At 72.4% G+C, this 13,339-nt stretch carries 8 protein-coding genes; 4 read left to right on the top strand and 4 right to left on the bottom strand.

The features are described from left to right. Positions 1-4,731 (bottom strand): beta-ketoacyl synthase N-terminal-like domain-containing protein (locus ACWGR4_RS43255; RefSeq protein WP_452130047.1); only part of this gene is annotated, 4,731 nt, incomplete at its 3' end. Positions 4,732-5,279: 548 nt separating this feature from the next. Here ACWGR4_RS43255 and ACWGR4_RS43250 point away from each other — a divergent pair. Together ACWGR4_RS43250 and ACWGR4_RS43245 are read left to right on the top strand one after the other, a co-directional pair. Then, on the top strand, positions 5,280-8,072 hold the full coding sequence (locus ACWGR4_RS43250; protein ID WP_452130046.1) for an AAA family ATPase: 2,793 nt from the start codon (positions 5,280-5,282) through the stop codon (positions 8,070-8,072). A gap of 358 nt (positions 8,073-8,430) precedes the next feature. Next, positions 8,431-8,559, top strand: coding sequence for an LPFR motif small protein (locus ACWGR4_RS43245; protein ID WP_268812575.1), 129 nt, complete (start codon positions 8,431-8,433; stop codon positions 8,557-8,559). A 40-nt stretch (positions 8,560-8,599) separates the two neighbouring features. Here ACWGR4_RS43245 and ACWGR4_RS43240 read toward each other — a convergent pair whose 3' ends face one another. Both ACWGR4_RS43240 and ACWGR4_RS43235 read right to left on the bottom strand, forming a co-directional pair. After that, positions 8,600-9,727 (bottom strand): MFS transporter, encoded by a 1,128-nt coding sequence (locus ACWGR4_RS43240; protein ID WP_452130050.1) that lies wholly within the window; start codon positions 9,725-9,727, stop codon positions 8,600-8,602. Between the two features lie 175 nt (positions 9,728-9,902). Next, positions 9,903-10,454, bottom strand: a complete 552-nt coding sequence (locus ACWGR4_RS43235) for a winged helix-turn-helix transcriptional regulator (protein WP_452130045.1) — start codon at positions 10,452-10,454, stop codon at positions 9,903-9,905. Between the two features lie 91 nt (positions 10,455-10,545). On the opposite strand from ACWGR4_RS43235, the gene ACWGR4_RS43230 reads away from it, so the two are divergent. Together ACWGR4_RS43230 and ACWGR4_RS43225 are read left to right on the top strand one after the other, a co-directional pair. Then, on the top strand, positions 10,546-10,986 hold the full coding sequence (locus ACWGR4_RS43230; RefSeq protein ID WP_380002284.1) for a nuclear transport factor 2 family protein: 441 nt from the start codon (positions 10,546-10,548) through the stop codon (positions 10,984-10,986). A gap of 109 nt (positions 10,987-11,095) precedes the next feature. Then, positions 11,096-12,130 (top strand): hypothetical protein, encoded by a 1,035-nt coding sequence (locus tag ACWGR4_RS43225; RefSeq protein ID WP_452130044.1) that lies wholly within the window; start codon positions 11,096-11,098, stop codon positions 12,128-12,130. Between the two features lie 7 nt (positions 12,131-12,137). On the opposite strand, the gene ACWGR4_RS43220 is transcribed toward ACWGR4_RS43225, so the two are convergent. Continuing rightward, positions 12,138-13,166 (bottom strand): alpha/beta fold hydrolase, encoded by a 1,029-nt coding sequence (locus tag ACWGR4_RS43220; RefSeq protein ID WP_452130043.1) that lies wholly within the window; start codon positions 13,164-13,166, stop codon positions 12,138-12,140. Between the last annotated feature and the right edge of the window lie 173 nt (positions 13,167-13,339).

The raw sequence follows: 13,339 nt of genomic DNA, 5'->3' as shown, positions 1-13,339 counted from the left end.
CGCACCCATCCCCACCCACTGCGACCCCTGCCCCGGAAACACCAACACCGTCCGCCCCGAAGAGCGAGCCACACCCGAAACGACACCCGGAAGGGGCTTCTCCGCGCTCAACGCCGCCAACCCGGCGCTGAGTTCGGCCCGGTCCGAGGCCAGTACGACGCCCCGGCGCGCCAGCAGCGATCGCGACGTGATCAGTGCCGACGCCAAGTCGGCCAACCCGAGCTCGGGTTCGTCCCCGACGAACCGCGTCAGTCGGGCCGCCTGCGCCCGCAGACCGTCGCGGCCGTGCCCGGACACCACGAAGGGGAGCAGCGCGCCCATACGCGAATCGGGCAGTGGCACCGCCTGCACGCTCTCGGCCGTCGCCTGTTCGACGATCACGTGCGCGTTGGTCCCGCTGATCCCGAACGACGAGACCGCGGCCCGGCGCGGACGATCGACCTCGGGCCACCCCCGGGCCCGGGTCAGCAACTCCACCGCACCCGCCGACCAGTCGATGTGCGGGGACGGCTCGTCGGCGTGCAGGGTCTGCGGCAGGACGCCGGCACGTATCGCCATGACCATCTTGATCACCCCGGCCACACCCGCGGCGGCCTGGGCGTGGCCGATGTTCGACTTCAACGACCCGAGGTACAGAGGCCGTTCGCCGTCCCGGTCGCGGCCGTAGGTGGCGATCAGCGCGTGCGCCTCGATCGGGTCGCCGAGCGTGGTGCCGGTGCCGTGTGCCTCGACCGCGTCGACGTCGGCGGCCGAGAGTCCCGCATTCGCCAGCGCCTGCCGGATGACCCGCTGTTGCGAGGAACCGTTGGGCGCCGTCAACCCGTTGCTCGCGCCGTCCTGGTTGATCGCCGTACCGCGCACCGTCGCCAACACCCGATGCCCGTGCCGCCGGGCATCGGACAACCGCTCCACGAGCAGCACGCCGACGCCCTCGGACCAACCGGTGCCGTCCGCAGCCGCCGAGAACGCCTTGCACCGGCCGTCCGGCGCCAGCCCCCGCTGTCGACCGAACTCGACGAACATGCCCGGGGTCGACATCACCGTCACTCCGGCCGCCAACGCCATCGAGCACTCGCCGGCGCGCAGGGCCTGCGCCGCGAGGTGCAGGCCGACCAGCGAGGACGAGCACGCCGTATCGACCGTGACGGCCGGGCCCTCGAAGCCGAACGTGTAGGCGAGCCGTCCGGACAGGACCCCGGCAGCGCTTCCGGTGAGCCGGTAGCCCTCGGAGCCGTCGACGGCAACGTCGAGCCGGGCGCCGTAGTCCTGACCCATCGCGCCGACGAACACACCGGTCCGGCTGCCCTTCAAGGCGGCCGGGTCGATGCCGGCCCGTTCGAAGACCTCCCACGAGGTCTCCAGCAACAACCGCTGCTGCGGATCCATCGCCGACGCCTCGCGTGGCGAGATCCCGAAGAAGTCCGCGTCGAAGTCGGCGGCGCCGGCCAGGAAGCCGCCGCGCCGGACGTAACCGGTGCTCCCGAAGCCGGAGTCCGGGTCGTGGAGCACCGCCGGGTCCCACCCCCGGTCGTCGGGGAAGGGCGTGATGGCGTCGCCGCCCGCGGCCACCAGTCGCCACAGGTCCTCGGGGGAGGCGACGCCGCCGGGCAGGCGGCAGGCCATACCGACGATGGCGATCGGATCGGTGTCGGTCGGCTGTTCCGCCGCCACGTCAAACTCGGGGCGCGAGTCGTCGGGGGTCGTGTCGAGGAGCAGGCCGGCCAGATGCCGTGCGACCGCGGCCGGCGTGGGGTGCTCGTAGGCGAGCGTTGTGGGCAGGCGGAGCCCGGTGTCGGTGTTGATCCGGTTGCGCAGTTCGACGGCGCCCGGAGAGTCCAGACCCAGGGCCTCGAACGTCAGCTCACCGTCGGCCGCGTTCAGTGCGGGCCGGTCCAGCACCATCGCACTGTGCGCGAACACCAGTTCGTATACGGTCTGTTCTCGCTCCGCACGGGCGAACCCGGCCACCCGATCGGCCCACGCGGACCGCGCCCGCCGACGGGCCCCGACGGGTGCGTCGGCCGTACCGCCGACCCTGAAACGCTCGCGCTGGAACGCATACGTGGGTAGATCGACCCGACGCGCTCCCGGGGCCCGGAGCGGGTTCCAGTCGACCGCGACGCCGCAGGTGTACGCCTCCGCGAGCGCGGTGCGGAAGCGCTCGGGGCCGCCCTGACCGCGGCGCAGCGTACCGAGCGCCGCGGCGTCCGCGCCGGCGTCCGCGATCGTCTCCAGGACGCTCGTGGTGAGCACGGGGTGTGCGCTGGATTCGATGAAGACGTCGTGCCCTCGGCCCAGGAGGGTCCGGACGGCCTGTTCGAAGCGCACGGTCCGGCGCAGGTTGGCGTACCAGTACTCGGCGTCGAGGGTGGTGGTGTCCACCGGCTCACCGGTCACCGACGAGCAGAACGGGATGCGGGACGGGCGCGGCCGGATGTCCGTCAGGCCGCGGAGCAGCGCGGCGCGGATCCCGGTGACCTGGGTGGAGTGCGAGGCGTAGTCGATCGGGACCCGCCGGGCCCGAATCCCCCCGGCCGCGCAGGCGACGAGGAGTTCGTCGAGTACGTCCGGCTCGCCCGACACGACGACGGACGCCGGGCCGTTGACCGCCGCGACCGACAAACGTCCGTCGAAGGGGGCGATCAGTGCGGTGATCCGCTCGGCCGAGACGCCCACCGAGACCATGCCGCCGCGGCCGGACAGGTGAAGGAGGATACGGCCGCGCAGCGCCACGACCTTCGCGCCGTCGGCGAGGGTGAGCGCGCCGGAGACGCACGCGGCGGCGATCTCGCCCTGGGAGTGGCCGAGCACGGCGGCGGGTCGTACGCCGAAGGAGGCCCACAGTTCGGCGAGCGAGACCATGACCGCCCAGAGCACGGGTTGTACGACGTCGGCCCGCTCCAGCCAGTCGGCGGACGCCGAGCGCAGCGTCGACACCACCGAGCGGTCGACGTAGGGCGCGAGCGCCGCGTCGCAGTCCGCGATCCGTTCGGCGAACACCTGGGCGGAGTCGAGGAGTCCGGCGGCCATTCCGAGCCATTGCGACCCCTGGCCGGGGAAGACCAACACCGTGCGCCCGGCGGCTCGGACCCGCCCGGCCACCACACCCGACACCGGCTCGCCGGCGGCGAGCGCCCGCAGACCCGCGACCGCGTCGGTCCGACCGCCGGCGATCACCACACCCCGATGCTCGAACACCGACCTCGTCGACAGGAGCGAGTGCGCGATGTCGGGCAGACCGAGTTCCGGCCGGTCGCCGACGAAGCAGGCGAGCCGGGCCGCCTGGGCGCGCAGCGCCTGGTCGGTACGGCCGGAGACGACCAGGGGCGACACGTCGGGGGCGACCGAAGCCGGGCCACCGGCGGCGTGGGGCTCGGTCCCCGACCTGCTCTCGGGCGCGAACTCCGCCTCCGAGAGGATCACATGGCAATTGGTCCCACCCATGCCGAAGGAACTCACCCCGGCGATCCGCGGCCCCGCCGACTCCACGGCGTGCACCGGCCTCGGCCACGCCGTCGACTCCGTCGCCACCGCCAACCGCAACTCGGCGAACGGGATCTCCGGATTCGGCTCCGCGTAATTCAGACTCGCCGGAATCTCCCCATGGGAAATCACCAGCGCTGCCTTCACCAACCCGATCACCCCGGCTGCGGCCTCCAGGTGACCGACATTGGTCTTCACCGACCCCACGGGCAGCGCCCGGTCCGCATCGCGTCCGGCCCCGAGCACCGCGCCCAGCGCGGCGGCCTCGACCGGATCGCCGAGCCTGGTTCCGGTTCCGTGCAACTCGACGTAGCCGACCCGGGTCGGGTCCACGTCCGCGTGCTCGTACGCCCGGCGCAGCACGTCCCGTTGCCCGCTCGGGTCGGGCGCGGTCAGCGTCTCCCCGCCCCCGTCGTTGTTGACGGCGCTGCCGCGCACGAGGCAGTGGATCCGGTCGCCGTCCGCAAGGGCGCGCCGCAGCGGCTTGAGCACCACGACGGCGCCGCCCTCGCCGCGGACGTAGCCGTTGGCCCCGGCGGCGAAGGTGTGGCAGCGGCCGTCCGGGGACAGTGCGCCGAAACGCTCCAGGCGGTCGGTGGATCGTGCGGTCAGGATCAGGTTGACCCCGCCGGCCAGGGCCGTCTCGGATTCGCCGGAGCGCAGGCTTTCGCAGGCCGTGTGCACGGCGACCAGGGACGAGGACTGGCCGGTGTCCACGGTCAGACTGGGGCCGCCGGCGCGCAGGAAGTAGGAGAGCCGGTTGGCCACCATGCTGCGGTGCTGACCCGTGACGGCATGCGCGGTGGCCGGGTTCGGCTCCTCGGCCCCGAGCAGCAGCGCGTAGTCGTCGGAACCGGCGGCGACGAACACGCCGGTGCGGGTGCCGGCCAGGGTGTCGGCGACGATGCCCGCGTCCTCCAGTGCCTCCCAGCCCAGTTCGAGCATCAGCCGCTGATGGGGGTCCATCGTGGCGGCTTCGCGCTCGGAGATGCCGAAGAAGGCCGGGTCGAAGCCGTCGATCGAGGCGAGGAAGGATCCGCGACCCGACACCCCGCCGAGGCCCGGACGGTCCGCGGGCGGCGGTCCGATGGTGTCGGCGCCCGCGCGCAGCAGCCGCCACAGGTCCGCCGGACCGTGCACGCCCGGCAACCGGCACGCCATGCCGACGACGGCGATCGGCTCGGGCCGGCGCGGACCGGAATCCCGGTTCGCGGACGGGACGTTGCCCGGGCGGTCCGCACGTACCATGTCAAGCCTTTCGGTTCTCGGCCGAGGTGGTCCGCGGTCGGGCCCGGCGACCGACCCGGTCGGGCACACCGGCTGCTGCCGGACGGGCGGACTCACGGTCGACCAAGTCTTCGATCGCTCCCGTGGCCGGCAACACCCCTGTTTCCAACCCCTGCGCACCCCGACGTCCGCCCCGCCGGGCAACGAACGTGCATTGGAACGGTTTTCGGGCCGCCGTCAGGCTTGCGTCGAGGATTCTCCAACGGCCCCGAGTTCCCTGTTAACGTGACCGATGCCAACCGTTTTGCGAGCCGGCGGATCCCGATGCGGGAGTCCCCGGCCGGTCGCGCGGTCGGCGACCGGGACGTCGGTGCCACCGCGTGGCACCCGTCGACGTTTTCGTGTCCCCATCACTGGTGTGAAGGAAGGTACATGGAGACCATCGAGCGCCATCACCGTCAGCCGAGCACGTCCACCGCATGCACGCCACCCCTGTTCGCGGGAGTACCACCCCGACGACCACCCCATCGCCCGGCACCGGCCGACGCCCGTCACGACGCGAGCGGCACATGAACGCGCGGGATCGTTCGCACGCGAGCGCCGCACTGGCCGAACTCCTCGACGACGCGCTCGCGGGAAAGAGCGGCATCGCCGTCGTCGGCGGCTCCGTGGCCATGGGCAAAACCACACTGCTGGCCACGTTCACCCATCGGGTACGGGCGGCCGGCGGCCTGGTCCGGTCGGCCGTGGGGTCCGAGGCGGAGGCCGGCGTCGTGCTCGGCGTGGTCGCCCAACTGCTGTACGAGGCAACGCCGTCCGGCTCGGACGGCACGCGCGTGGACCGACTGCTCGCGATCGCCCGGGCGCATCTGGCGGCCTCGACGCACGGAGCGTCGGGCAGGTTGTCCGCGGTGGACGCCGAGATCGTGGAGTCGTTGTGTGCGGTCCTGCTCGGTCCGGCCGGGCCCCGCCCTCTGGCCATCGTGGTCGACGACATCCATCATGCCGATCCGGCGTCGCTCGCGTGTCTGGCCTATCTGGCCCGCCGCCTGCACACCGCCCCGCTGTTGGCGGTGTTCGGTCACGCCGACGGGACGAACGAGCAAAGTGCCGCCTTCGTGGAGCAGTTGCTCCGGCTGCCGCACGTGCGCGGTGTGCGCCTGGCGCCGCTCGACCCGGATCAGGTACGGGTCGCGGCAACGGCGGCCGGGCTCGGCGCGGACCGGGCGGAGCAGGTCGCGGTTCGAGCGCAGCGGTTGAGCGGAGGCAACCCGCTGCTGCTCGACGGGATCCTCGACGACTTCCGGCGCGGCGAACACGCGTCGTCGCCGGGATACTCGCGGGCGATGCTCTCGTGCCTGCACCGGAGCCCGACGCCCACGGCGGCGGTGGCGCAGGCGCTGGCCGTCCTGGCGGGCCCGGAGTCGATCGGCCGGCTCCTGGGTCTGGAGGCGGATACGGTGGCGCGGTGTCTGAGCGTGCTCGACGCCTCGGGTGTGCTGGAGCGGGGCCGGTTCCGGCATCCGGTGGCGGCAGCGGCGGTCCTGGCGGATCTGGGCCCCGAAGGCACGGCCGCGCTGCACCGGGACGCGGCGGAACTGACGTACGCGGACGGCGCGGACTCGACCGTGGTCGCCGAGCATCTGCTGGCGGGCCGGGGAGTGCGGGCGCCCTGGGCGGTGCGCGTACTGGACGCCGCCGCGTCGTCCGCGCTGGCCGAGGGCCGGAGTGCCCGAGCGGTCGACTGTCTGCGTCTGGCCTGTGCGTTGAGCGAGGACGGGGGCGAACTGGCCCGGGCCACGGTGGCGTTGCTCCGGGCGGAGCGGCGGTTGGAACCCGGGATTCCGGATCGACGGATTCCCGATCTGCTTCGGGCGGTATGTGCCGGTGGCCCGACGGGCGGCCCGGACGATGGCCCGGACAGCGGTGAAATCCTGTCCGTGGTCCGGGCGTTGGTGTGGGCCGGGCGCTTCGAGGCAGCCGGCGAGGTGATCCGGCATCTGGCCGCATCGGGTCGGGCGTCGACCCCCGAGGCGGCGCCGGAGTTGCGCGCCGCCCGGATGTGGATTCGTTGCTCGTATCCCCCACTACTCGAACTGCTGCCCGAGGTACGGGAGTTCGACGCGGCGACACCCGGCCTGCCCGGCACGACCGAAAGTCGGCGTCACCACGACGCCACGGCGGTGCTCGACTCGGTGCTGACCAGGGGTTTCAGCGAGGCAGCGGTGCATACCGCCGAAAGGATTTTGCACGGTGTCCGGCTGCATGGCACCGATCTGGACACCGTCGAGTGCGCGCTGCTCGCGCTGACCTACGCGGAGCGTCCCGCGTCCGGGCTGCCGTACTGCGACGAACTGATCGCCGCCGCGTTACGGCGGGGCGAATCGGGCAGCCAGGCCCGGCTGCACGCGGTGCGCGCGGAGATCTGCGTCCGTCTCGGCGACCTGCCCGGGGCCGCGCTGCACGCGACCACGGCGTTCGACCTGGTCCCGATCGGCGCGTGGGGCGCGGCGGTCGGCGCGCCGCTGTCCTGCCTGTTGAACGCGCTCACCTCGATGGGCCGTCGGGACGAGGCGGCCGAATTGCTGTATCTGCCGGTCCCGGAGCGTATGCTCCACAGCCGCCCCGGCCTGCACTACCTGCACGCGCGGGGCCGGTACGGCATGGCCGTCGGGGACTGGGAGGGTGCGCTGGCGGATTTTCGGGACTGTGGCGAATTGATGGTCCGCTGGGGCATGGACGTACCGGGCCTGATCGCGTGGCGCAACGACGCCGGCGAGGCGTGGTTGCGGATGGGCGAGCGGGACCGGGCCCGGGCCGTCCTGGAGGAGGAGGCGAGCCGCGGCGAGCACGGTGGTTCGCCGCGCACTCGCGGGGCGACGTTGCGCCTGTTGGCGGCGACCCACGAACCGCACCGGCGGCCGACCCTGTTGCGCCAAGCCGTCGACGCGTTGCAGGAGAGCGGGGACCGCTACGAGTTGGCCCGCGCGCTGGCCGACCTGACCGACATGTACAACGCGATCGGCGAGACTCGGCGGGCCCGGGTGATCGGCTCCCAGGCCAGGATCATCGCGGACACGTGCCGGGCGGAGCCACTGAGCAGGCTGCTCCCGGCCGACCGGGACCGTCCCGACGCCGAGTCCAAGGCCCCGTCGGCGCTGCTCACCGACGCGGAGCAGCGCGTCGCCGACCTGGTGGCGCTCGGCCACACGAACAGCGAGATCGCCAAACTCCTCTACATCACGGTCAGTACGGTCGAACAACATCTGACGCGTATGTATCGCAAGGTCGGCGTCAACGACCGCGCGCAACTGGCCTCGGCCCTGTTCACCGGACCACATACGCAGGCAGTCGGCGCCTGATCCGGCAAAACAGGCCACCGACGCGGCGGCGCCGGCCCGAAGGTTCGTGGACCGCCGGCTGCCGGGCCGGGCTGCCGCACGCACCGCACGCCGGCGTCGGGCCGGACCGCGACGGCGATCCGACTGTGGCAGGCGCCGTCGCCGGACGGAGGCCGGGCGCGCGGCAGCCCCCGATGGTCGCGGTCGGCGAGGAGCGGATCGCCGAGTAGCCGACCGGTTCCGCACGGTGACCGAGCCGGGCGCCGTTTCCCGTCGACCTCACGGGGCAGCCATGAATCATACGGCAAGTGTCCTTTTATGGCATTCGCACGATATGACCGCTGCTCTGTCGTCGTGCGAGCGTTGACGGGAGGCAAGCATGTTCAGAGCCATAGGTGACGTCCTGGGCAAGATCGGGAGCGCCATCGCGACCGTTGTCACGTTGCCGTTCCGCGCCTTGGCCCGCCTGTTCGGCGGCGCCTCGGACTCCGCGCACGGGCGGCACTGAGCCGCCGACGGCACGCGCGATCCGACGCCGCGGGCGGCGGTCAGGCGAGCGCCCGAACGCCCCGCCCCTGCCACGCCCATCCACCGCCGAGCACCGCGCACGCCCCGACCGTCACCAGCCCACCCGCGAGGAACGTGCCCCGCACGCCGGCGAACGGCAGGATCAGGCCGCCGAGCGCGGCGCCGGCCGCGATACCGGCGTTGTAGGCACCGGAGTTCGCCGCGAGTGCGATGTCGGTACGCCCCGGGGCACACAGCAGCATCGCGTTCTGCGCAGCCATGAACACCGGCCCGAGCGCACCGCCCATCAGCACCACGAACACCACCGCCGCCACCGGATGGGTGCCGAACGCGTACAGCCCGAGCAGGCCGGCAGCCTGCGTGCCCATCGCCGCAGCGAGCGCGGCATACGGAAAACGGTCGAGCAGTGCCCCGGTGATGCCCACCCCGACCAGACACGCGACCCCGAACACCACCAGGAGCACGCCGACCGTGCTCGCGGCGAACCCGCTCACATCGTCCAGGAACTTCACGATGTAGGTGAATCCGGCGAACGCCCCGCAGGCGGACAGGGTCCCGGCCGCGAGCACGATCGCGAACCGGCGGACGTCGGGAGCGGTTCCGTAGGCGGCCTGCTCCTCCTCCGGCCGCGAGGTCGGCAGCAGTACGGCGATCGTCACCAGGGAGGCGAGCCCCAGACCGGCCGGCACGGCCAGCGGCACCTGCCGGCCGCTGTGCCGACCCAGCCAGGTCCCGGCGGGAACACCGAGTACGAGGGCGAGCGACCCGGCGACGGACAACGCCCCGAGCACCCGTCCGCGCACCTCGGCCGCGAACAGACCCACCGCGACCGGCGCCATCACCGCCCAAAACAGCGCCTGCGCGAGCGCGGTCACCAGTCGCGCCCCGAGCAGCAGCCCGTACGAGGCCGCCGACGCCGCGACCAGACTGGACACGACGAGCGCCGCCAGCACACCCGTGAGCACGTGCCGCCGGGGCACCGCCCGTACGACGTGCGCGAGCGGCACGGAAGCGACGGCCACGGTCACGCCGTAGCCGGTGACCAGGAGGCCGACCGCCGGCACCGACACGTGCAGGCCGTCGGCGATCGGCTCCAGGAGGCCCACCGGCAGGTTTTCCGCCGTGTTGAAGGTGAAGGCGGCGAGCATCAGCGCCGCGAGGATCGCCGTCCTGTGCCACGGAGCCGGTCGTACCGCGCCGCCACGGGTTGCTTCCGCCCCTGCTCGCGTGCGCGCCGTGACACCGTCCATGACGCCACTCCACCCGGCGCGCCGACCCCGCCGCAACCGAAATTCGTCGGGCGGACGGCCCTACCCGTGTCCGTCAGGGCCTCGTAGCGGCTTCGGGTACATCGGATTCGCCCGCGTCGACGGCATGCTCCTGTGCCCCGAAGAGCTTCCGCGCGATGACCGTGGTGCCGGGTGCGTCGCGCCCGCCCGGGCCGGGAAGCACCTCGACCGCCTCGTCGACGAGCTTTTCGCCGCAGTGATCGCACGTCACCGTGGGTGTGCACGGCTGTCCGCAGGTCTTGTGCACCAGCCGCATCGGGACCCCGTCCACGGCCAAGTGCCGGTCGCCCCAGGCCAGGAGGCTCAGGACGACGCCGTAGAGGTCGCGGCCCGCGTCCGTGAGGTGGTACTCGTGCCGCACGGGGCGCTGTTGGTAGGGCTCCCGGACCACGAGTCCGGCGGCCCGGAGGCGGTCCAGGCGATCGGCCAGGACGTTCGTGGCGATGTCGAGATCGCGACGCAGTTCGTCGAAACGCGCCAACCCCAGGAACAGGTCACGCAGGACCAGCAGCGCCCACGGGTCCGCGATCAGGGCGGCGGTACGGGCCACCGAGCAGGACATGTCCGCGAATCGGTCTTTGTTCACCCAGGTCAGGCTAGTGCCTTGTATTCGGCAAGTCACTGCGCCTACGGTGACTTGCAGACAACAAGTCACTGGTTCGAGGCCGGAGGCCGGCATGTACCACACGATCGTGCGCGCGAAGACGCGAAGGATCTGGGCCCGCATGGCCCGAGGCGACTACCGCGCGGCGGTGGAGACGGCCGCGCCGACGGTGCGTTTTCGCTTCGTCGGGGATGCCGCGCCCGCCGCGGAACTGGTCGGCCGGGACGCGTTCGAACAGTGGTTCGCCGACCTGTACACGCTCCTGCCCGATCTGCGGCTGCGGCTGACCGACGTGGTGGCCAAGGGGTGGCCGTGGAAGACGACGGTCGTGGTCCGGCTGGCCGTCAGCTCGACCCTGGCCGACGGCAGTCGCTACGAGAACGAGGGCATCCAGTGGGTCACCCTGCGATGGGGCCGCATGGTCGACGACTACGTCCTGGAGGACACGGCCCGCCTCGCCGCCGCGATCGAGCGCCAACGCCGCGCCGTCGCCCAGGGGGCGGCCGGCCGCTGACCGCAGCGGGCGCGGCGGTTGCCGAGAACCCGACCGCCCGTGCGCCACCGACACGCCGGCCGCGCCCGGACTACCGGGGCGCGGCGGTGTCGAGAGCCACCATGGGGTCATGGCCACACGCGGGAAGCCGACTCGCCAGGACGCCGGCATCGACGAGGACACGATCGTCGACGAGTTGTACGGCCTCGCCCCCGACGAGTTCGTCGCCGCCCGCGACGCACGCGCCCACACCGTCCGGACCGCCGGCGACCGGGCCATGGCCGGCCGGATCGGCGACCTGCGGCGCCCCGTCCTGGCGGCCTGGCTCGCGAACCTCCTGGTCCGCGAACACCGCGACGAAATCGACGCCTTCCTCCGACTGGGCACCGCGATGCGCGACGCGCAGGAGCAGCTGCAAGGCCCCGAACTGCGCGAACTCTCCCGCCAACGCCACCACGTGATCGACGCGCTCCAACACCGGGCCCTCGCCCTCGCCGCCGCCCACGGCCACCCCACCGTCGGCGACACCACCCTCCGCGACCTCCAGGACACCCTGAACACGGCCCTGGCCGACCCCGAAGCCGCGCAACGCCTCGCCGCCGGCCGACTCACCGCCCCACTGCACCCCGAGGGCACCTTCGCCTCCGCGCCGGCAGGCCGAACGACCAAGCAGAGAAAGGCCACTCCGCCCGCCGGAGTCGGGAAGACAGGGGAAGCCGCCAGGGCAACCAAGGCCACCAAGGCCACCAAGGCCACCAAGGACGCGAACGCCCCGAAGGGCGCCGAGTCCGCGAAGGGCAACCACGCGGCCCAAGCGCGCGCCGCCCGCGAACGCGCCCGCAAACAATACGAATCCGAACTCGCCCACGCCCGCACCACCGTCGAGGCCGCGGAGAAGTCCGCCCGAGAGGCGACCCGCACGGCCCGGGAACGCCGTACCGCTGCCGCCAAGGCCCGAGCCCGCCACACCGAAGCCCTCGCCGACGTCGAAGCCCTGGCCACCCGCCTCGACAAGGCCCGCACCACGGCCACCCGCCTCGGCACCGCGGCCGACAAGGCCGAAGCCGAACACGAACGTGCGGACCAGGCGGCCCAAGACGCCTCGACCGCGGCCCGATCAGCCCGCGACAACCTCGACCACGTCACCGCCACGCGCCCCGACTGAGCGCGGATCACCCATCAAGGAATCGCAACAACTCCCCGGCCACGAACCGCGGGTTCTCCTCGACCAGCCAGTGCCCCGCGTTCGGCACGTCCACCGCCCGCACGATGTCCGTCATACGCGGCGCCACCGTGCCCCGGATCGCGTCCAGTTGCCCCTGCGCGGTCATCAGCAGCGTCGGAACCCGCACCGGTGCCGCCGCCACGGTGTCGCGAACGTCCTTCTCCAACGCGCGATAAAGCTCGAAACCGCCCGACAGCACACCGGGCCGGCGATAGGTACGCGCATACTCCTCGACCTCCGCGTCGCTGAACGGGGATCGATCCGAGTTTCCTCCGAACGCCGAGCCCCCGAAGGCGACTTGGGGGTAGAACAGCGCCAAGTACGCTCGGACGTCATTGCCCACGACCGCCTCGGGAACCCGTCGCTGGGAGTGAAACGCGATGTGCCAACTCAGCGTTCGATACGTGGACGCGTCGATCGCGGGGCCGGGCAGCGGCAGATCGAGGTAGCCGAGCCGCGCGGTGTCGCCGGGGAACTGCCCGGCGTACTGGAACGCCACCGCGGCGCCGAAGTCGTGCCCGACGACGCGGGCGTCACGCACGCCGAGCCGATCGGCGATCAGCGTGTGGATGTACCGCGCCAGGGTGGCCTTGTCGTACCCGGTCGGCGATCCGGTGCTGTCGCCCAGTCCGGGCAGGTCCACGGCGTACACGGTGTGGCGCTTGGCGAGTTCCGGCATGATCGGCCACCAGCCGTACCAGGTCTGCGGCCACCCGTGTATCAACACCACCGGCGTACCGCTGCCACCGGTCACATAGTGCATACGGACACCGTCGACATCGGCGAACTCATGCCGAAACGTGCCCTCGAAGCCGCGATCACCGCGAGTCGCGGCGGCGTAGGAGGGCACATCGTCCCCGCTCGACGCCGAACAGCTCGCGAGGCCGACCGTGAGCAGGAGCGCAAGCACGAAGGCCACCACCACCCGCCCGGATCGAAGAAGGCGGCGCGGCAACAACCCTGGTCCGAAATTCATGTATTCCTGCCCTCGGGACGGGGAATCACCAGCCGTCCGCGAAACCGCCCGACGGCACCCGGTGACTAGGGGAAGCGAACGAGCCCGGCAACCACCGGCCCGTTCGACGCACCCCAGCCTCGCCGGCCCACACCACGGCGGCACGAAAAGTTGCGGTTATGGCAAGTCCGGCC

The organism is Embleya sp. NPDC055664, from assembly GCF_053618075.1.
The sequence above is the reverse complement of the archived record's forward strand: the minus strand, read 5'-3'. Positions and strand labels throughout refer to the sequence as shown.